19 protein-coding genes are annotated in these 19,927 nt (G+C 74.1%); 16 read left to right on the top strand and 3 right to left on the bottom strand.

Features of this window, described 5'->3' with window-relative positions; genetic code table 11:
• Positions 1 to 41: 41 nt before the first annotated feature.
• The 15 genes from infB to AC5L34_RS11695 all read left to right on the top strand — a co-directional run bounded on the left by infB (position 42) and on the right by AC5L34_RS11695 (position 16,877).
• Positions 42 to 3,047, top strand: coding sequence for a translation initiation factor IF-2 (gene infB, locus AC5L34_RS11625; RefSeq protein WP_441175311.1), 3,006 nt, complete (start codon positions 42 to 44; stop codon positions 3,045 to 3,047).
• A gap of 87 nt (positions 3,048 to 3,134) precedes the next feature.
• A complete protein-coding gene (locus AC5L34_RS11630) occupies positions 3,135 to 3,428 on the top strand; it encodes a DUF503 domain-containing protein (RefSeq protein ID WP_101414636.1) in 294 nt (97 codons plus the stop codon).
• A 152-nt stretch (positions 3,429 to 3,580) separates the two neighbouring features.
• Positions 3,581 to 4,069, top strand: a complete 489-nt coding sequence (rbfA, locus tag AC5L34_RS11635; RefSeq protein ID WP_441175310.1) for a 30S ribosome-binding factor RbfA — start codon at positions 3,581 to 3,583, stop codon at positions 4,067 to 4,069.
• 101 nt (positions 4,070 to 4,170) lie between these two features.
• On the top strand, positions 4,171 to 5,148 hold the full coding sequence (locus tag AC5L34_RS11640; RefSeq protein ID WP_441175488.1) for a DHH family phosphoesterase: 978 nt from the start codon (positions 4,171 to 4,173) through the stop codon (positions 5,146 to 5,148).
• 86 nt (positions 5,149 to 5,234) lie between these two features.
• Positions 5,235 to 5,642, top strand: coding sequence for a hypothetical protein (locus AC5L34_RS11645; protein ID WP_441175309.1), 408 nt, complete (start codon positions 5,235 to 5,237; stop codon positions 5,640 to 5,642).
• Positions 5,642 to 5,851 (top strand): DUF6186 family protein, encoded by a 210-nt coding sequence (locus tag AC5L34_RS11650; RefSeq protein WP_207913944.1) that lies wholly within the window; start codon positions 5,642 to 5,644, stop codon positions 5,849 to 5,851. The genes AC5L34_RS11645 and AC5L34_RS11650 overlap by 1 nt, the downstream gene beginning before the upstream one ends.
• 402 nt (positions 5,852 to 6,253) lie before the next feature.
• Positions 6,254 to 6,391 (top strand): hypothetical protein, encoded by a 138-nt coding sequence (locus AC5L34_RS11655; protein ID WP_494824816.1) that lies wholly within the window; start codon positions 6,254 to 6,256, stop codon positions 6,389 to 6,391.
• A 1,160-nt stretch (positions 6,392 to 7,551) separates the two neighbouring features.
• Positions 7,552 to 8,874: an MATE family efflux transporter gene (locus tag AC5L34_RS11660; protein ID WP_441175308.1), complete on the top strand. Its 1,323-nt coding sequence runs from the start codon at positions 7,552 to 7,554 to the stop codon at positions 8,872 to 8,874.
• A gap of 157 nt (positions 8,875 to 9,031) precedes the next feature.
• The gene (gene truB / locus AC5L34_RS11665) at positions 9,032 to 9,874 is read left to right on the top strand and encodes a tRNA pseudouridine(55) synthase TruB (RefSeq protein WP_494825004.1); all 843 of its coding nucleotides are present in this window, start codon (positions 9,032 to 9,034) and stop codon (positions 9,872 to 9,874) included.
• 62 nt (positions 9,875 to 9,936) lie between these two features.
• Positions 9,937 to 10,866 (top strand): bifunctional riboflavin kinase/FAD synthetase, encoded by a 930-nt coding sequence (locus AC5L34_RS11670; RefSeq protein ID WP_363621189.1) that lies wholly within the window; start codon positions 9,937 to 9,939, stop codon positions 10,864 to 10,866.
• A gap of 181 nt (positions 10,867 to 11,047) precedes the next feature.
• The gene (gene rpsO, locus AC5L34_RS11675) at positions 11,048 to 11,317 is read left to right on the top strand and encodes a 30S ribosomal protein S15 (protein ID WP_043962418.1); all 270 of its coding nucleotides are present in this window, start codon (positions 11,048 to 11,050) and stop codon (positions 11,315 to 11,317) included.
• 226 nt (positions 11,318 to 11,543) lie between these two features.
• Positions 11,544 to 13,928 (top strand): polyribonucleotide nucleotidyltransferase, encoded by a 2,385-nt coding sequence (locus AC5L34_RS11680; protein ID WP_441175307.1) that lies wholly within the window; start codon positions 11,544 to 11,546, stop codon positions 13,926 to 13,928.
• 49 nt (positions 13,929 to 13,977) lie between these two features.
• Positions 13,978 to 15,402 (top strand): M16 family metallopeptidase, encoded by a 1,425-nt coding sequence (locus tag AC5L34_RS11685; protein ID WP_441175306.1) that lies wholly within the window; start codon positions 13,978 to 13,980, stop codon positions 15,400 to 15,402.
• 172 nt (positions 15,403 to 15,574) lie between these two features.
• On the top strand, positions 15,575 to 16,348 hold the full coding sequence (gene dapB / locus AC5L34_RS11690; protein WP_089001479.1) for a 4-hydroxy-tetrahydrodipicolinate reductase: 774 nt from the start codon (positions 15,575 to 15,577) through the stop codon (positions 16,346 to 16,348).
• Between the two features lie 46 nt (positions 16,349 to 16,394).
• A complete protein-coding gene (locus AC5L34_RS11695) occupies positions 16,395 to 16,877 on the top strand; it encodes a GNAT family N-acetyltransferase (RefSeq protein ID WP_494824820.1) in 483 nt (160 codons plus the stop codon).
• An 80-nt stretch (positions 16,878 to 16,957) separates the two neighbouring features.
• Here AC5L34_RS11695 and AC5L34_RS11700 read toward each other — a convergent pair whose 3' ends face one another.
• Together AC5L34_RS11700 and AC5L34_RS11705 are read right to left on the bottom strand one after the other, a co-directional pair.
• Positions 16,958 to 17,338 (bottom strand): VOC family protein, encoded by a 381-nt coding sequence (locus tag AC5L34_RS11700; protein WP_494824822.1) that lies wholly within the window; start codon positions 17,336 to 17,338, stop codon positions 16,958 to 16,960.
• Between the two features lie 121 nt (positions 17,339 to 17,459).
• Positions 17,460 to 18,110, bottom strand: a complete 651-nt coding sequence (locus AC5L34_RS11705; protein ID WP_441175303.1) for a GNAT family N-acetyltransferase — start codon at positions 18,108 to 18,110, stop codon at positions 17,460 to 17,462.
• A gap of 35 nt (positions 18,111 to 18,145) precedes the next feature.
• On the opposite strand from AC5L34_RS11705, the gene AC5L34_RS11710 reads away from it, so the two are divergent.
• The gene (locus tag AC5L34_RS11710; RefSeq protein ID WP_494824824.1) at positions 18,146 to 19,429 is read left to right on the top strand and encodes a glycosyltransferase 87 family protein; all 1,284 of its coding nucleotides are present in this window, start codon (positions 18,146 to 18,148) and stop codon (positions 19,427 to 19,429) included.
• Here the strand turns inward: AC5L34_RS11710 and AC5L34_RS11715 are convergent.
• Entirely contained in the window at positions 19,351 to 19,902 is a 552-nt protein-coding gene (locus tag AC5L34_RS11715; RefSeq protein ID WP_494824826.1) for a GNAT family N-acetyltransferase, read from the bottom strand. The two genes, AC5L34_RS11710 and AC5L34_RS11715, sit on opposite strands and share 79 nt — an antisense overlap.
• Between the last annotated feature and the right edge of the window lie 25 nt (positions 19,903 to 19,927).

The raw sequence follows: 19,927 nt of genomic DNA on the forward strand, positions 1-19,927 counted from the left end.
GCTGCGGGTGCTGCCCGCACGACCTCGGAGTGAGGAGTGCAGTGGCAGGTAAGGCCCGCGTACACGAGCTTGCAAAAGAGCTCGGGGTCGAAAGCAAGACCGTTCTCGCCAAGCTCAAGGAGATGGGCGAGTTCGTGAAGTCCGCGTCCAGCACCGTCGAGGCGCCCGTCGCCCGACGGCTGCGCAGCGCGTTCGTCGCCTCCGCCGGTTCTCCGGCACCGGCCGCCCCGCCGGCGGCCGCCCCGGCGCCGACCCCGACCCCGACGCCCTCCCCGGCCCCCGGTGGGCCCCGGGTCTCGGCCAAGCCGATGCCGCCCCGGCGGCCGGCCGCGCCGACGCCCGGCCCGAAGCCCAAGGGCCCGGTGCCCGGTCCGCCGCAGCCCGCGGCCCCGGTCGCCAAGCCGGCGAGTGCCCACGACATCGAGGTGGCGGCCGCCGAGGCGCGTGCCGCCGCGCTGAAGGCCGAGCAGGAGGCGGCGGTCAAGGCCGCCCAGGCCGCTCGGCAGCAGCAGCGTGACAACGTCCGCCGGGAGCCCCCGGCCGACGGTGGCAACCGTCCCGGTCCCCGACCGGGTCCGGGTGCCATGCCGCCCCGCCCGGGTTCCCCGGCCGCCGGTCGTCCCGGCGCGCCGACGCCGGGCCCGGGTGGCCGTCCGGGCGGGCGTCCGCCGGCGCGCGGCGCCGGTAACAACCCGTTCGGCATCCAGGGCAGCCAGCAGCAGCAGCGGCCCCCGGCCGCCGGTGCGGGTGGTCCCCGGCCCAGCCCGGCCGGCATGCCGCCGCGTCCGAGCCCGGCCTCCATGCCGCCCCGTCCGAGCCCGGCCTCCATGCCGAGCCAGCGCCCCGCCACGGGTCGCCCCGGCCCCGGTGGTGCCGGTCGCGGTCCCGGCGGCGGCGCGGGTCGTCCCGGTGGCGGCGGTGGCGGTGGCTTCCGCGGCGGTCCCGGTGGCGGCGGCGGTGGCGGTGGCTTCCGCGGCGGTCCCGGTGGCGGCGGCGGTGGCGGTGGCTACCGTGGCGGTCCCGGTGGCGGCGGCGGTGCTCCGGGCGGCGGTTTCCGTCCGGGCGCTCCGGCCGGTGGCGGCGGTCGCCCCGGTGGCGGCGGTCGTGGCCGTGGCGGCGGCGCCGCGGGTGCCTTCGGGCGTCCGGGTGGCCGGCCGACGCGTGGTCGCAAGTCCAAGAAGCAGCGCAGACAGGAGTTCGACAACCTGTCGGCCCCGACCATGAGCTCGGGTGCTCCCCGGGGTCAGGGTCAGGTCGTCCGGCTCTCCCGTGGCGCCTCGCTGTCGGACTTCGCCGACAAGATCAACGCCAACCCGGGTTCGCTGGTCCAGGAGATGTTCAACCTGGGCGAGATGGTCACGGCGACCCAGTCGTGCTCCGACGACACCCTGCTGCTGCTGGGTGAGCACCTCGGCTTCAACGTGCAGATCGTCAGCCCGGAGGACGAGGACCGCGAGCTGCTCGCGCAGTTCAACATCGACCTCGACGCCGAGGTCGCGGAGGACCGCCTGGTCAGCCGTGCGCCGGTCGTGACCGTCATGGGTCACGTCGACCACGGTAAGACCAAGCTGCTCGACGCGATCCGCAAGGCGAACGTCGTGGCCGGCGAGGCGGGTGGCATCACCCAGCACATCGGTGCCTACCAGGTCCACGTGCCGCACGAGGGCGAGGACCGCGCGGTGACCTTCATCGACACCCCGGGTCACGAGGCGTTCACCGCCATGCGTGCCCGTGGTGCCCAGGTCACCGACATCGTGGTGCTGGTCGTCGCGGCCGACGACGGCGTCATGCCGCAGACGATCGAGGCGCTGAACCACGCCAAGGCGGCCGACGTGCCGATCGTGGTGGCGGTCAACAAGGTCGACAAGCCGGAGGCGAACCCGGACAAGGTCCGCCAGCAGCTGACCGAGTACGGCCTGGTCGCCGAGGAGTACGGCGGCGACACCATGTTCGTCAACGTGGCGGCGAAGCCGGGCATCGGCATCGACGAGCTGCTCGAGGCGGTCCTGCTGACCGCCGACGCGTCGCTGGAGCTGACCGCTCCGATCGACGGGCCGGCCCAGGGTGTGGCCATCGAGGCGCACCTGGACAAGGGGCGCGGTGCGGTGGCGACGGTGCTGGTGCAGAAGGGCACCCTGCGGGCGGGCGACTCCATCGTCGCCGGTGGGGCGCACGGCCGGGTCCGGGCGATGCTCGACGAGAACGGCAACCAGGTCTCCGAGGCCGGTCCGGCGCGTCCGGTCCTGGTGCTCGGTCTGACCGCGGTGCCCGGTGCCGGCGACACGTTCCTGGCGGCCGAGGACGACCGCACGGTGCGCCAGATCGCCGAGCAGCGGCAGGCACGGCGGCGGGCGGCGTCCTTCGCCAACTCCCGCGGCCGGGCCACCCTCGAGACGCTCATGGAGCAGCTCAAGGAGGGCGAGAAGACCTCGCTCAACCTGGTGCTCAAGGGCGACGTCTCCGGTTCCGTGGAGGCCCTCGAGGACGCGCTGTTCAACCTCGACATCCCGGAGGAGGTCCAGCTCAGGATCATCCACCGGGGCGTGGGCGCGATCACCGAGAGCGACGTCATGCTCGCGAGCGCGTCGTCCGAGCCGGTCACGATCATCGGTTTCAACGTGCGGGCCGCCAACAAGGTCCGCGAGATTGCCGACCGCGAGGCAGTGGAGATCCGGTACTACACCGTGATCTACCAGGCCATCGAGGAGATCGAGGCGGCGCTCAAGGGCCTGCTCAAGCCGGAGTACGAGGAGGTCGAGCTGGGCACCGCGGAGATCCGCGACGTCTTCCGCTCGTCCAAGATCGGCAACATCTCCGGTTGCATCGTCCGGTCGGGCATCATCCGGCGCAACGCCAAGGCGCGCCTGCTGCGCGACGGCTCGGTGGTGGCGGACAACCTCACCGTCAGCTCGCTCAAGCGGTTCAAGGACGACGCCACGGAGGTGCGCGAGGGCTTCGAGTGTGGTCTGACCCTGGGTGGTTACAACAACGTCCAGGTCGGCGACATCATCGAGACCTTCGAGATGCGGGAGAAGGTTCGCGCCTGATCCGGTGAACCACTGATCGGGGGGTTTACGCCGCAGGGCGTAAACCCCTTGATCATGTGGGGGTCCGTACGGGTATCGTCCGGGGCGATGTTCACCGGAACCGCGGTCTTCGACCTGCTGCTGCCGGGCGACTCCCGGTCGCTCAAGGCCAAGAGATCATACGTACGGCCGATCGTCGCGGCGTTGCGCCGCTTCGAGGTGTCGGCCGCCGAAGTGGGAGCGCTCGACCTGCACGGTCGGGCCGAGATAGCCGTGGCCGTGGTGGCCGCCGAGGCGTCGCACGTCCGCGAGGTGCTGGACTCCTGCGAGCGCCTGGTGGCCGGCCGGCCGGAGACCGAGCTGCTCTCGGTGCGCCGGCGGCTGTACGGCGAAGAGGACTGACCGGCGGCGCTGTCCGCCGAAGCCGGGACGGAGCCGGCGCCGCGCGACGCGGGTGGCCGCGCGGGTAGTGTTCGAGTTGTTGGGCCGTCGGCTCCGGGGCGCTCCGCGTCGCCGGACGGCGGCCGGGAGCGGGACGCCGTGGAGGTGGCGAGATGTCGGATCCGGCCAAGGTACGCCGGCACGCGGAGCGGGTGCGTGAACTGGTCGCGTCGGTGGTGCGTAGCCAGATCAAGGACCCCCGGCTCGGCATGATCACGATCACCGACGCCCGGATCACCGCCGATCTGCGCGACGCCACCGTCTTCTACACGGTGCTCGGCGACGCGGCGGCCCAGGCGGGCACGGCGGCGGCGCTGGAGAGCGCCAAGGGCATGCTGCGCAGCACCGTCGGCAAGGCGCTCGGTCTGCGGCACTCGCCGACGCTGACCTTCGTCCTGGACGACGTGCAGGATCAGGTCAAGCACATCGACGACCTGCTCGCCCAGGCCCGCAGCGCCGACGCCGAGGTGCAGCGCATCGCCGCCCGGGCCGAGTACGCGGGCGAGCCCCAGCCGTACCGGCTGGACGAGGACGAGGACGCCGACGAGGCGACCGCCGAGGACGCCGACGAGACCCCCTCGCGGGGCGGGGAAGCGCGGTGACCGAGCCCTCCGGCGGCCCGGCCGGTGGCGCCCTCGCCGAGGCGGCGCCACCGCTCGACGCCGGCCCGACCGAGGCGGACTGGACCGCCGCCGTCGCGGCCGTGCGGGACCTGCCGCCGGACGGGCGGGTGCTGCTGATCTGCCACGTCAACCCGGACGGGGACGCGCTGGGCAGCATGCTGGGCTTCGGGCTCGGGTTGCGCCGGCTCGGGGTGCGGCGGATGCAGGCGACGTTTCCCGGCCCGCCGGAGGTGCCGGAGCCGTTCCGGGGGCTGCCCGGGCTCGACCTGCTGGTGCCGGCGACCGAGGCGTACCCGGACCCGGACCTGGTCATCTGCTTCGACGCGGCCAGCGGGTCGCGCCTCGGCGAGCTGGTCGACCGGCTGGAGACCGCCCGCGCCGCGCTGGTGCTCGACCACCACGCGTCGAACACCCACTTCGGCCGGATCAACCTCGTGGACCCGCACGCGGCGGCCACCTCGGTGGTCGCCGAGGGGCTGCTCGGCCGCCTCGGCGTCGAGCTGGACGCCGGGATCGCGGAGTGCCTCTACGTCGCGCTGAGCACCGACACCGGCTCATTCCGGTTCGAGGCGACCACCCCGGCGGTGCACGAGCTGGCGGCACGCCTGCTGACCACCGGCATCCGGCCCGGTGACATCTCCCGCCGGGTCTTCGACACCCGGCCGTTCGGCGCCGTCCGCCTCTTCGGCGAGGTGCTCGGCCGGGCCCGCCTGGAGCCCGCCGTGGCCGCGGGGCACGGTCTGGTGTGGACGTACGCGACCCAGGACGACCTGGCCCGGCACGAACAGCGCCCGTACGTGCTGGAGCCGCTCATCGACTCGGTCCGGTGCACCGCCGAGGCCGACGTGAGCTGTGTGGTCAAGGAGACCGCGACCGGAGACTGGGCGGTGTCGATGCGCAGCAAGGGCGCGGTGGACGTCAGCCGGGTGGCGGTCGCCCTGGGCGGCGGCGGGCACCGCTTCGCCGCCGGCTTCACCGGTTCCGGCACGCTCGACGAGGTCGTCGGCCGGATCCGCGCGGAACTCGACGGCGCGCTGACCGGCGCCGGCCGGCACTGACCCGGACAGGCGGGCGCGGGAAGATCAGGGTGAGCCCGGGGAGTGTCCGTCTTCCCGGTTGCGGCGAGTACGGGGAGAATCGCGGGATGGAACAGCCCCACGACCTCACCGTCGAGGCGCCCCGCGCCTGGGACCGTCCCGCCGTCGCCGTGCCGGTGCTCGTCTGCCTCTCGTTGGTCGGCGGCCGGTTCCCGTCGTTCTCGACCGAGGCCAATCTCTGGACCCTCGGCACCGGCGGGGTGCTGATCTGGTTGGGCCTGAGCAACCGGGTGCCCCGGCGGCCCGCGCCGCGCCGGTTGGGCGCCCCGGCCGCCTGGTGGGCCCTGCCGGTGGTGGTCTTCGGGGTCTTCGAGGGGACCACGTTCGTCCTGGCGGCGGGGGACGACTTCCCCACCTTCTCGCGGCTGGCCGATCCGCTGCTGGAGGACCGCCTGGTCCGCTCGGCGGCCTGGCTGGGCTGGCTGGCGGCGTTCTGGGGACTGGTGCGGCGATGATGCGGATGTTGGCCATCGGTGGCTTCCTGGTCTCCCTGGTGCTCTTCGCCGCCGTCGAGTGGGCCGCCCGCCGCGAGGGCTCCCGGATCCCCACGCTCGGCGAGGTCTGCGCCTACGTGATGCGCTACGAGGTGGGCCCGGTGCCGGTCGGCCGGATCGGCCTGTTCGGCTTCTGGTGGTGGCTGGGCTGGCACTTCCTGGCCCGCTGACCCGGCTCCACCCTGCCGGCCGGCGCCGCGCGGGCCGCCCCCGCCTGCGCGCTCGCCGGCCTGGCTCCGCGTCCCGGAAGAGCCGGCTCCGCGCTCGCTGACCTGGCTCCGCGCTCGCTGACCTGGCTCCGCGCTCGCTGAGCCGGCTCCGCGTCCCGTGGGAGTGCCGTGCCGCGCGCCGGCTCCGGGCGAACATGAGTCCAGATCGCGGGAACACCGGGCAGTATGTGGAACTGAACGATAGCTTGGGAATCGGCCGGCGTCGTATGGCGGCGCTGGCCGTGGGCGGTGTCGCCACACCCGGCGGCGCCTCCCTCCAGGGTCGGACCGACCCGGGCTAACGCTGCCCACCAGCCGCTCCGGTGACCCCGGGCCGCTGCCGGGCGCAGAGCACGACCGCCCGTGAGGGCTGCCGCCCGACGGCTGCCCGCGCCCTGGAAGGGGACCACCATGCCCAGCAAGCCCAAGCCGCAGACCACCGACGAGGCCCGCGAGCAGATGCGCCGCGCACTGCAGACGTCCATGGACACCCGTCAGTGACATACGCCGACCGGCGGTGACGCTGCCGGCCTGCCGCGCCGACAGCGTCACCCCGCACCGGCCCTGAGCGCCATCCCCGCCCCACTCCGGGCCACCTCGTCCCACACCCTTCGTGCCCGTCCCGGCGCCCGCATGCCCAGCACGGGAGCCCGCGCCTCCTGGTGGCCCGGCCCGCGTGCCCGCCACGGAAGCCCGCGCCTTCTGGTAGCCCGGCACCGGGGCTGCGCCGACGGCCTGCCGCCTGCTTGGTGCCCTGCCGCTATGCCACACGCCCCGTCTGAGGCTGAGCCACGTCTGCGACGGCGGACGAACTCGGCGTAGAGCGCGGTCACCACCTGCTCGGTGCTCTGCCACCCGTCGCCTGCTGCCCGCTGCCCGCTGGCCGCCGCCCACCGTCTGCTGGCCGCCGCCCGCTGCCGTCCGATGCCTGCCTGTCGTCGGCTGGCCGCCTGCCGCCTGCCGCCTGCCGCCTGCTGCCCGTCCCATGCCCGCCGGTCGTCGGCTGGCCGCCTGCCCGCCGCTGCCGCCACCCGCCTGCTGCGGGCCGGGTGGAATGTCCGCCCGCTGGGCGCTGGCGCAGTCGAGAGCGCTGGAACGCCCCGTGATCAGGACGCCATGGACCTGAAGGAGGCCGGGTAACGTCCATGGCGTCCTGATCACGGGGGCGCTCGTGCGGTGTCAGGCGGGGCGGTGGGGCTCGGGTCGGGTGAGGGGTCCCAGGACGGCCCTGGTCGCGCTGGTCGGGTTGCCGTCCGCGTCACGCGACACAGCGACGGGGTCGGCGGCCCGGCCGTGCCCGTCGGCCCCTGGTCCGCCCCGTACCACGGCGGGGGCGCAGGCACCCAGGGCGGCACCGTCCCGTCCTGCTGCACGCCGGTCGTCGCCGGCGGCGGTGCCGCCGCGTCGTCTCATCGGCGCAGATGCCCGGGGAGACGGGGAGACGGGGAGTCGGTGAAGCGGTACCCAGGCGGAGCCGCGCGCCGCCCTACTGCTCGCGGGCTGGCTCGTCGGGGAGCCGTCGCCCGTGCCGGTGGCTCGTCGGGGGAGCGCGTCCAATTCGGGCCGTGGAGGGGCGTCCAGCCGGCTCCGGACGGGCCGGCTCCCGGTAAGTGATCGGCTAGCTTGCGATCCTTACCGGTGCCGTGCCAGGATCGGCGGCGATGAGCCAATCCGTCGCCCTCGACCGGGCCGCCGCGCCCCGCCGGATCGCCGCGCTGGCCCTGCCGGCGCTGGTGGTGCTGGCCGCCGAACCGATCTACGTGCTCGTGGACACGGCGGTGGTCGGGCATCTCGGTCGGGTGCCGCTGGCCGCCCTCGCCGTCGGCGGGACGGTGCTGACGCTCATCGCCTGGCTCGGCACCGTCGTCGCGTACGGCACCACGGGGCGCTCGGCCCGACGCTTCGGGGCGGGTGACCGGGCGTCCGCCGTCGCCGAGGGCGTCCAGGCGTCGTGGCTCGCCCTGGCGGTGGGGGTGCTCGTCGCCCTCGGCATGCAGGTCGGCGGTGGGGCGTTGGCGCGTACCCTCGCCGGAGGCCCCGGCGAGGTGGCCGACGCCGCCGCGCAGTGGCTGCGGGTCGCGGCGCTCGGCGCGCCCGGCCTGCTGCTCGCCGCCGCCGGCAACGGTTGGCTGCGCGGCGTGCAGGACATGCGCCGACCGCTGGTGTTCGTGCTCGGCCCGAACCTGCTCTCCGCCGTGCTCTGCCCGCTGCTGGTCTATCCGGCCGGGCTGGGCCTGGTCGGCTCCGCCGTGGCCAACGTCATCGCGCAGACCATCTGCGGGGCGCTCTTCGCCGGGGCGCTGGTCGCCGAACGGGTGTCGCTGCGGCCCCGGCCCCGGCTCATCGGGCAGCAACTGGCGCTCAGCCGGGACCTGCTGATCCGGGGCGTCGCGTTCCAGGCCAGCTTCCTCTCCGCCACCGCCGTCGCCGCCCGCTTCGGGGCCGCCGCCGTCGGCGCGCACCAGATCGCCCTGCAACTGTGGTTCTTCACCGCCCTGGTGCTCGACGCGCTCGCCATCGCCGCCCAGTCGCTGGTCGGCGCGGCCCTCGGGGCCGGCGACGCCGCCGCGGCCCGGGACGTCGCCCGCCGGATCGGGCTGCTCGGCGGCGTCTGCGGCGTGGCGTTCGCCGTGCTCATCGCCGCCGGCGCCGGCGTGGTCCCCGGCTGGTTCAGCTCCGATCCGCAGGTACGCGAGCAGGCCATGCTCGCCTGGCCGTGGTTCGTGGCGATGCAGCCGCTGGCGGGCGTCGTGTTCGCCCTCGACGGCGTGCTGATCGGCGCCGGGGACGTCCGCTACCTGCGCAACCTCACCATCGTGGCCGCGCTCGGCGGCTTCCTGCCCGCCATCTGGCTGGCGTACGGGCTCGGCCTCGGCCTCGGCGGCATCTGGGCGGGGCTCACGCTGTTCGTGGTGATCCGGCTGGTGGCCCTGCTGCTGCGGCTGCGCTCCGGGGGCTGGGTCGTGGTCGGCGCGGTGCGCTGAGCCGCGCCCCGGCGACCAGGACGGGCGTCCAGGACGTGGACGCCGCGACGGCCGTCCGCCCGACCCCGTACGGCGGCGGCGGGGCGTCCGGCCCGGTCTGGCAGGCTTGGGTGTCGTGAGCACAGACGGTCTGATCGTGGTCGACAAGCCCGGCGGCATGACGTCGCACGACGTGGTGGCGCGCATCCGCCGGTTGGCGCGGACCCGCCGGGTGGGGCACGGCGGCACCCTCGACCCGATGGCGACCGGCGTCCTGGTGATCGGGGTCGGGCGGGCCACCCGCCTGCTCACCTACGTGATCGGCGCGCACAAGAGCTACACCGCCACCGTCCGGCTCGGCCAGGCCACCGTCACCGACGACGCCGAGGGCGACGTGATCGCCACCACGCCCGCCGGCACGGTCACCGACGAGGCGATCCGGGCGGCGCTGGCCGCGTCGACCGGGGAGATCGACCAGGTGCCGAGCGCGGTCAGCGCCATCAAGATCGACGGGCAGCGGGCGTACAAGCGGGTGCGCGAGGGGGAGAGCGTCGAGCTGCCCGCCCGCCGGGTCACCGTGTCCCGGCTGGAACTGCTGGCGGTACGCCGCGACGCGCCGGACGTCGTGGACGTGGACATCGACGTGACCTGCTCCTCGGGGACGTACATCCGGGCGATCGCCCGCGACGCGGGCCTGGCGCTCGGGGTGGGCGGCCACCTGACGGCGCTGCGCCGTACCGCCGTCGGGAACTTCGCCCTCGCGGAGGCCGCCACCCTCGACGAGCTGGAGCAGCGCGCCCCCGAGGTGGTGAACCTGCCACTGGCCGCGGCGGCCGACCGGTTCTTCCCGCGCCGCGACGCCGGCGCCGACGAGGCGAAGGTGCTCTCCCACGGCGGGCCGCTCGACCCGGCGGGCATCGCCGGCCCGTACGCGGTCTTCGGCCCCGACGGCGGGCTGATCGCTATCGTCAGCGAGCGGGACGGCCGGGCCCGCGCGGAGATCGTGCTCGCCCCCGCCTGACGGGCACGGGGCGAAGGACCGGCGGCCGGCGCGGGCCGCCGCGGAGGCAGGGGAGGAGCGGCATGCAGCGGTGGCGGGGGTACGACGCGGCGCCCGGTGGCTGGGGGCGGTCGGTCGTCACCATCGGCGTCTTCGACGGCGTGCACAAGGGGCACCAGGCGACCATCGGGCACGCCGTGTCCCGGGCGCGCGAGCTGGGCGTGCAGTCGGTGGTGGTCACCTTCGACCCGCACCCGGCCGAGGTGGTGCGCCCCGGCTCGCACCCGGCGGTGCTCACCGAGACCGCCCGCAAGGCGGAGCTGATCGAGGCGCTCGGCGTGGACGTGCTCTGCGTGGTGCCGTTCACCCCGGAGTTCTCCCGGCTGCCCGCCGAGGCGTTCGTGCACGACATCCTCGTCGAGCACCTGCACGCCGCCCTGGTCGTGGTGGGCGACAACTTCCGCTTCGGGCACAAGGCCGCCGGCGACGTGGCGCTGCTGGAGCGGCTCGGGCGCACCTTCGGCTTCGGCGTGGAGGGGGCGCCGCTCGTCGCCGAGGCGGGCACCGTCTTCTCCTCCACGTACATCCGCTCCTGCGTCGACGCCGGGGACGTGACGGCCGCCGCCGCCGCGCTCGGCCGCCCCCACCGGGTGGAGGGCGTGGTGGTCCGCGGCGACCAGCGGGGCCGCGAGCTGGGCTTCCCCACCGCCAACCTGCTCTGCCACCGGTACGCGGCGATCCCCGCCGACGGCGTCTACGCCGCCCGGCTGGTGCGCCGGGGCCACCCCGAGCCCCTGGCGGCGGCGGTGTCGGTCGGCACCAACCCGACGTTCTCCGGACGGGAGCGGCGGGTGGAGGCGTACGTGCTCGACTTCACCGGCGACCTGTACGGCGAGCGGCTGGCGCTGGACTTCGTGGCGCACCTGCGCGGGCAGATCCGCTACGACGCGATCGAGCCCCTGATCGCCCAGATGAACCAGGACGTCGAGCGGACCCGGCGCGTGCTCGGTTGACCGCGTCGCGGCCCTTGACAGGCCGCCATCCGGCCGGGCTGGTAGTCTGGCTGCGACGTCGGCTGACCGACGTGGGGCCTCGCGTGCCTGCACGACGCCGCGGGTGCGAGGTACCGGTCCGTTTCCGGTCCACTGACCGAGCCGACGGACATCATCGAACAACCCACGAAACAGGGAGAACATGGCGCTCGACCAGGAAGCCAAGGCCAAGATCCGCGCGGAGTACGCGACCGCCGAGGGCGACACCGGTTCGCCGGAGGTGCAGGTCGCGGTCCTCACCAAGCGGATCGCCGAGCTGACCGAGCACCTGAAGGTGCACAAGCACGACCACCACAGCCGCCGTGGGCTGCTGCTGCTGGTCGGCCGTCGCCGTCGGCTGCTCAACTACGTCCAGAAGAAGGACATCAACCGCTACCGGTCGCTCATCGAGCGGCTCGGTCTGCGCCGGTGACGTGACGGGGGAGTGGCCCGACCGGGCCGCTCCCCCGCTTCGCCGCCACACGAAAACCGGGCCGCGCGACCACCTGAAAAGGGAGCCGGTCAGCGTACCGGTCTCCGGTAGTGGCCCCCGGGCACCCCGGCCTCGCGCCGGCCACCCGGGCGCTTCGATCGAAGACCGGCCGTCTGAGCAGCTTCCCGCGTCGTGGGCCCCCGATGCGAAGGAGCACGACAGCACCATGACCGAGACCAACCTCGGCACCGAATCCCGCACCGCCGTGATCGACAACGGGTCCTTCGGCACCCGTGAGATCACCTTCTCCACCGGCCGGCTTGCCCGTCAGGCCGCCGGCTCCGTCGTCGCCCAGCTCGGCGAGACGGTCGTCCTCTCCGCCACCACCGCCGGCAAGCAGCCGAAGGAGCAGTTCGACTTCTTCCCGCTGACCGTCGACGTCGAGGAGCGGATGTACGCCGCGGGCCGCATCCCCGGCTCGTTCTTCCGCCGCGAGGGTCGCCCCAGCGAGGACGCGATCCTCACCTGCCGGCTGATCGACCGGCCGCTGCGCCCGTCGTTCGTCAAGGGCCTGCGCAACGAGGTCCAGGTCGTCGAGACCATCCTCGCGCTCGACCCGCAGCACCCCTACGACGTCGTGGCGATCAACGCCGCCTCGATGTCGACCAAGCTCTCCGGCCTGCCGTTCTCCGGCCCGATCGGGGCGACCCGGGTCGCGCACATCGATGGCCAGTGGGTCGCCTTCCCGACCCTGGAGGAGCTGGCCCGGGCCACCTTCGACATGGTCGTGGCCGGCCGCTCGCTGCCGGACGGCGACGTCGCGATCATGATGGTCGAGGCCGAGGCGACGCCGAACGCCGTGACCCTGATCGCGGGCGGCGCGACCGCGCCGACCGAGGAGATCGTGGCCAGCGGCCTGGAGGCCGCGAAGCCGGCGATCCGCGAGCTGTGCCGCGCGCAGGCCGAGCTGGCCGAGGTGGCCGCCAAGCCCGTCGCCGAGTTCCCGGTCTTCCTCGACTACCAGGACGACGTCTACGAGGCGGTGGCCGACCTGGCCCGCGCCGAGGTCGCCGAGGCCCTCCAGATCGCCGGCAAGGCCGACCGCGAGGAGGCCCTCGACCGGATCAAGGCCAAGGTCGCCGAGGAGCTCGGCGGTCGCTTCGAGGGCCGCGAGAAGGAGCTCGGCGCCGCCTTCCGGTCGCTCACCAAGTCCGAGGTGCGCAACCGGGTGCTGCGCGAGCAGGTCCGCATCGACGGCCGCGGCCCGCGCGACATCCGCCCGCTGACTGCCGAGGTCGGCGTGCTGCCCCGGGTGCACGGTTCGGCGCTGTTCGAGCGTGGCGAGACCCAGATCCTGGGCGTCACCACCCTCAACATGCTGCGCATGGAGCAGATGGTGGACACCCTGTCCCCGGAGAACCGCAAGCGCTACATGCACAACTACAACTTCCCGCCGTACTCGACCGGTGAGACCGGCCGGGTCGGCTCGCCGAAGCGGCGCGAGATCGGCCACGGCGCGCTCGCCGAGCGGGCGCTGATCCCGGTGCTGCCGTCGCGCGAGGAGTTCCCGTACGCCATCCGGCAGGTCTCCGAGGCGCTCGGCTCCAACGGCTCCACCTCGATGGGCTCGGTCTGCGCCTCGACGCTGGGCCTGCTCTCCGCCGGTGTGCCGCTGAAGGCGCCGGTGGCCGGCATCGCCATGGGCCTCATCTCCGACGAGGTGGACGGCAAGACCCAGTACGTGACGCTGACCGACATCCTCGGTGCCGAGGACGCGTTCGGCGACATGGACTTCAAGGTCGCCGGCACGCCGGAGTTCGTCACCGCGCTCCAGCTCGACACCAAGCTCAACGGCATCCCGTCGGACGTGCTGGCCGCCGCGCTTCAGCAGGCGTACGAGGCCCGGCAGACCATCCTCGACGTGATGCAGGCGGCGATCGAGGGCCCGGCCGAGATGTCGGAGTACGCCCCGCGGGTCACCACCGTCAAGATCCCGGTCGACAAGATCGGCATGGTGATCGGCCCGAAGGGGCAGACCATCAACGCCATCCAGGACGAGACCGGCGCCGAGATCTCCATCGAGGACGACGGCACCATCTACGTCGGCGCCACCAACGGCCCGTCGGCCCAGGCGGCGGTGGACCGGATCAACGGGATCGCCAACCCGACGCTGCCGAAGGCCGGGGAGCGGTTCCTCGGCACGGTGGTCAAGACCGCCGCGTTCGGCGCGTTCATCTCGCTGCTGCCGGGTCGGGACGGCCTGCTGCACATCTCCAAGGTGGGCGACGGCAAGCGGGTCGAGAAGGTCGAGGACTTCCTCAACGTCGGCGACCGGGTCGAGGTCGAGATCGCGGACATCGACGCCCGCGGCAAGATCTACCTGGACAAGGTCCGCCCGGAGGGCGCCGAGGCGCCGGCCGCCGGCGAGGCCGCCGGTGGCGAGCGTCCGGCCGGCCGGGACCGCGACGACCGGGCTCCGCGTGACCGGGGCGACCGGGAGCGCGGCGGCGACCGGGGCGGTCGTGGCCCGGGCGGCGGCGAGCGCGGCGAGGGCGGCGGCGAGGGTGGCGAGGGCGGCGAGCGTCCGCGCCGCCGCACCCGACGCAGCTGACCCACCGCACCATCGCATCACCCACCCCTCGTCGATCTGGGAGCAACACGTGAGTCGGGCCGTCAGCGCGCCGTTTCCGCCGGATCGACGGGGGGTGGCGTCCGTCCCGGGCCCCGCGGGGGCCTTGCGCCGCAGCACCGGGGCGGCCCGCTCCGGCGGCGCCGCCCGGGCGGTGACCCGCACGATCAGCGACGACCCGCTGGGCGGCACGGTACGACGTACCGTGCTGCCCAGTGGGCTGCGCGTGCTCACCGAGGCGATCCCGGCGATGCGCAGCGTCTCGTTCGGCGTCTGGGTCGCGGTCGGCTCGCGCGACGAGACCGGCCCGCAGGCCGGCGCGGCGCACTTCCTGGAGCACCTGCTGTTCAAGGGCACCAACAAGCGCAGCGCGCTCGACATCTCCGCCGAGATCGAGGCGGTGGGCGGTGAGACCAACGCCTTCACCACCAAGGAATACACCTGCTACTACGCCCGCGTGCTGGACGAGGACCTGCCGCTGGCCATCGACGTCATGTGCGACGCGGTCGCCGACTCGCTGCTGGAGCCGGCCGACGTGGAGACCGAGCGGGGTGTGATCCTCGAGGAGATCGCCATGCACGACGACGAGCCCGGCGACGAGGTGCACGACCTCTTCGCCCGCGCCGCCTACGGCGACCATCCGCTGGGCCGGCTGATCTCCGGCACCGAGGAGACCGTCACGCCGATGACCCGGCGGCAGATCCAGGGCTTCTACCGCCGCCACTACACGCCGTCGCGGATCGTCATCGCCGCTGCCGGCAACCTCGACCACGCCACGGTGGTCAAGCTGGTCCGTCAGGCGCTGCGCGGCACCCCGCTGGACACCGACCCGGCGGCGCCCGCGTCGCACCGGTCGGCCACCCCGGCCGTACGCACGAAGCCCGCCACCACGCTGGTGGAGCCGAAGGAGACCGAGCAGGCGCACGTCATCCTCGGCTGCCCCGGCATCGACCGGCTCGACGAGCGGCGCTTCGCCCTCGGCGTGCTCAACAACATCCTCGGCGGCGGCATGTCGAGCCGGCTGTTCCAGGAGATCCGCGAGCGGCGCGGCCTCGCCTACTCGGTCTACTCCTACGCCAGCCAGTACGCCGACACCGGCCTCTTCGCCGTCTACGCCGGCTGCGCGCCCGGCAAGGTCGACGAGGTGCTGGAGCTGACCCGGGCGGAACTCGCGCGGGTGGCGGCCGACGGCCTGACCGAGGCCGAGGTGGCCCGGGGCAAGGGTATGAGCAAGGGCTCGTTCGTGCTGGGCCTGGAGGACACGGGCTCGCGGATGAGCCGGCTCGCCAAGGGCGAGCTGCTCTACGGCCATCTGATGCCGGTCGACGAGCTGCTCGGCCGGGTCGACGCGGTCACCGTGGCCGACGTCAACACCCTGGCCGCCGAGCTGCTGAGCCGGCCGATGTCGCTGGCCGTGGTCGGCCCGTTCGGCGCGAACGACTTCGCCACCCGCTGACCCGTCCCGCGCTCCTGCCCGGCACCGGCCCGCGCGGATGCGCGTCCCCGGCGGCTGACGGTCGGCCCGGGTGGGTTCGTGCCGGCGGCTGACGGTGATCGCGGGTGGGTGCGTGCCGGCGGCTGACGGTCCGCCCGGATGCGCGCGTCCCGATTGGGATAGGTTGTGCCCCGTGAGTGACGAGCAGGAGAAGAGCCCGGACGAGCTGATCCGGGTCGGCGTGCTGGGCGCCCGGGGGCGCATGGGCGTCGAGGTGTGCCGGGCCGTGGACGCCGCCGCCGACATGGAACTGGTGGCCATGGTCGACCAGGGCGACGGCCTCTTCGCCGCGTCCGACGCCGGGGCCGAGGTGGTCGTCGACTTCACCACCCCCGACGTCGTCATGGACCACCTGCACTGGTGCATCGACCAGGGCATCAACGCCGTCGTCGGCACCACCGGCTTCACCGAGCAGCGGCTGGAGCGGGTGCGCGGCTGGCTGGCCCACAAGCCCGGGGTGGGCGTGGTGATCGCCCCCAACTTCGGCATCGGCGCGGTGCTGATGATGCAGTTCGCCGCCCGCGCCGCCCGGCACTTCGAGTCGGTCGAGATCGTCGAGCAGCACCACCCCCGCAAGCTGGACGCCCCGAGCGGCACCGCCACGCACACCGCGCGGCTGGTCGCGGCCGCCCGCGCCGAGGCCGGGCTCGGCCCCGTCCCGGACGCCACGAAGGACGAGGTCGCGGGCGCCCGGGGCGCCGACATCGACGGGGTACGCGTGCACGCCGTGCGCGCCACCGGGCTCGTCGCCCACCAGGAGGTGCTCTTCGGCACCGTGGGGGAGACGTTGACGATCCGGCACGACTCGTACGACCGGGTCTCGTTCATGCCGGGCGTGCTGCTGGCCGTCCGCGCGGTCCGCACCCGGCCCGGGCTGACGGTCGGCCTGGACGCCCTGCTCGACTGACGGTAAACCCTTCGCGGAGCACCCGGGCCGTCCCTAGGCTGCCCGGGTGATCGAATCTGGACTCTCCGACCGGGCCGGGCGCCGGGTCACCCTGCGCCCCGTGGACGACGACAACTGGCGGGCGGTGGCCGATGTCGCCCCGCGTGACGACCAGCGGGCGTGGGGCGCGGCGCTGGCCGCCCGCTACCTGCTGCTGACCACGCGCTCCGACGTGTGGAACTCGCTGGCGGTGTACGCGGACGACACCGTCGTCGGGCACGTCATGTGGGGCGTCGACGACGACGGGTCGCGCTGGATCGGCGGCATGGTGATCGACGCGGCCGAGCAGGACCGGGGCGTCGGCCGGGCGGTCGTGCGCACCCTGGCCGCGTGGCTGGGCGACCAGGACGGCGGACACCCCGTCCGGCTCTCCTACCATCCCGACAACGCCCAAGCCGCCCGCCTCTACACGAGTCTCGGCTTCGTGCCCACGGGGGCGGTGGAGGACGACGAGCTGGTCGTCGAGTTCCCGCCGTCCGCGCGGGGCTGAGCTGACCGCGCACCTGGCCCGACCCGGCCTGGCCTCGCCCTGACCGCCCGGGCCCGGCCTCGCCCGCCCGGGACGGCGGGTCAGCCCTCCTCGATCACGGACAGGATGTTGCCGGCCGGGTCGGTGAACCACGCGATCGTCGGCCCGTTGTCGCGCATCACGCCCCGCTCGTCCTGGGGCATCCCGGGATAGCGCGCGAACCGGACCCCGCGCGCGGTCAGCTCGTCGACGGCCCGGTCGACGTCCTCGACGGGGAAGTTGAGGACCGTGTGGGCCGCCGGGGTGTGGTCCGCCTTCGGATAGACCATGACGTCCCGGCCGCCGGCCAGGTGCAGCGTCAGCAGGCCGCCCATGGCGTCGTCGCGCGACACCCGCAGCCCGAGCGTGTCGGTGTAGAACCGCTCGGCCTGCCCGGCGTCGTCCACCGAGAAACTGCTCCACGCCCTCGTGTCCGTGAACATGCCCGATGCCTCCCTGTCGTGGACGCCGTCACCGCGACCATGAGGTCACCGTAGGCGACGCCCCCGACGGTTTCCGGCGGAACGTGGGCACCGCGTGGCGTGCTCCGGGAACGCCGGTCGGTCAGTCCCCGGGCGTCGCGGGCGACGACTCGTCGGGCCGCAGGTCCGGCAGCGTCGCCTCGGCGGGCGTCGCGTCCGCCGGGTCCGCGTCACCGGGCACCGCCACGTGCAGGCGCACCTGCCCGACGAGCATGTCCTCCACGTCCAGCGCGCGGGCCGCCCCGTCGAGCTCCCAGCCGGTGCTGGTGAGGAACTTCCGGGTCGCCGCGTCGCCGTCGAAGGCCCAGGCCAGCGCGCGGGTGAACCCGTCGGCACGCCACAGGTCGACGGTCGCGGCGAGCAGCCGGCTGCCGTGCCCCCGCCGGCCCCAGCGCGGCTCCACCAGCAGGTCCGTCACCGCCGCGACGTCCGGCCCGAGGACCTCCGCCGGCTCGCCCGGCGCGAGCGCCTCGGCGTCGGCCGGACCGGAGGCGGCGAACCCCACCAGATACGATTGCTCGGCCTGTTCGACGGCGACCAGCACCCGATGGGCGCCGGAGGGCGGCTCCTGCACGGCCGCGCTCCACCGACGGGCGAGCCACGCCTCGTCCAGGTTGTCGAGCACGTGCCGGGGCAGGATCCGGCGATAGGCGACCCGCCAGGTCGCGAGTTGGATGCGTGCGATCTCGCCGGCGTCTTCCGGACGCGCCGGGCGGACGTACCCGAGAGCCATGGGACGGAAGCCTACGCAGGGCCAGGGAGGCGATGGTGGCGCAGGGTGCCAGAAGGACGATCGGGCAGGTCACCGGCGTCGTCGGGCTCGCCGCCGCGGTGAGCGCCTTCCTCTCCGTGGCCGCCGTCCGGCACGGCTTCTTCGACCTCAAGGTCTACTACGGCGCGCTGACGTGGTGGGTGCACGACGGCGGCGAGATCTACGACTTCCTCAAGCCCGGCACCCAGTACGGCTTCACCTACCCGCCCTTCGCCGCCCTGGTGATGCTGCCCATGGCGTACCTGCCGTGGACGGCGGCGATCGCGGTCAGCGTGGCGGCCAGCGTGGTGGTGACCGCCGTGCTGTTCTGGTGGCTGGTCGACCCGATCTCCCGCCGCTGCGGCTGGACCCGCTGGTTCGCCCTCGCCGTGGCGCTCTGCCTGGCCGCCGCGTACGAGCCGATGCGCGAGACGGTCAACTTCGGCCAGGTCAACATGCTGCTGCTCTTCCTGGTCGCGATCGACCTGCTTCGGCTGCTGCCGGCCGGCAGCCGGTGGGCGGGCGTGGGCATCGGCCTGGCCACCGCGATCAAGCTGACCCCGGGCATCTTCATCGTCTACCTGCTGGTGACCCGCCGCTGGCGGGCCGCGGTCACCTCGATGGCCGCCGCGGCCGGCACGACGCTGCTGGCCGCCGCGCTCTTCCCGGACGCCTCGCGGGAGTTCTGGACGGAGGCGCTGTGGAACACCGGCCGGGTCGGTGAGCTGGCCTTCGTCTCCAACCAGTCGCTGCGCGGCGTGGTCGCCCGGCTGAACCCGGAACACCCGAGCACCCTGGCCTGGCTGGCCCTGGTGCTCGCCACCCTGGCGCTGTGGGCCTGGCGCTCCCGCGCCGCCGTGGCCGCCGGCGACGAGGCGACCGGCCTGGCGCTCACCGGCGCGGTGATGTGCCTGGTCAGCCCGGTCACCTGGGTGCACCACCTGGTCTGGCTGCTGCCCGCGCTGATCCTGCTGGTGGACAACGGGATGGCCGCGTCCGCGGGCAGCCGCCGGCGCCGCGTCCTGCTGGGCGCCTCGATCGTCGGGTACGGCTTCCTGATCAGTCGGATCGTCTGGGCCTGGGAGAAGGACTTCACGGGCCTCGACGGCTTCCTCGGCAGCAACACCTACGTCTGGATCAGCCTGGCGCTGCTGGCGTTCCTGCCCATCCGTCGCCGGGCGACGGCAGCCGACTCAGCCGTCGCCGGGCGGAGCCGGCCGGGTCAGCCGTCGAGACGGCCGGCGTACCGCAGCTCGACCAGTCCGACCGGCGCAGCCCCGCCGGCCAGCGGCACCGGATAGGTCGAGCGCTCACCGTCCGGTGACAGCCCGGCCCGCTCGTAGAACCGGCGGGCCCGGTGGTTGGCCTCCAGCACCCAGAGCCGGTAGTCCGACCAGCCCCGTGCGACCAGCCCGGCCCGCGCGGCGGTCAGCAGCGCCCGCGCCGTGCCGTCGCCCCAGTACGCCGGCTCGACGTACATCGCCACCACCTCGCCGTGCGCGGCGTCGAGGTCGCCCCGGTCCTGGTTGTTGCGGTACGGGCCGAACGTTGTGAACCCGACCAGCGCCCCGTCGACCTCGGCGAGCAGGGTGGTGAACGGGTGCTCCGGGTCGGCGGTGCCGACGTCCCGGCGGCGCTGTGCCCAGGCCGTGACGTTGAGCCGCCGCAGCACCTCCTCGGGCATGATGCCGGCGTAGCCGGCCTGCCAGCCGTGGATGTGCACCCGGGCGACCGCCTCGGCGTCGTCGGGCTCCTCGCGACGGATCGTGAGCATGCGTCCGTTGTATGCCCCGGCGGGA

Source organism: Micromonospora sp. ZG13 (assembly GCF_059359355.1).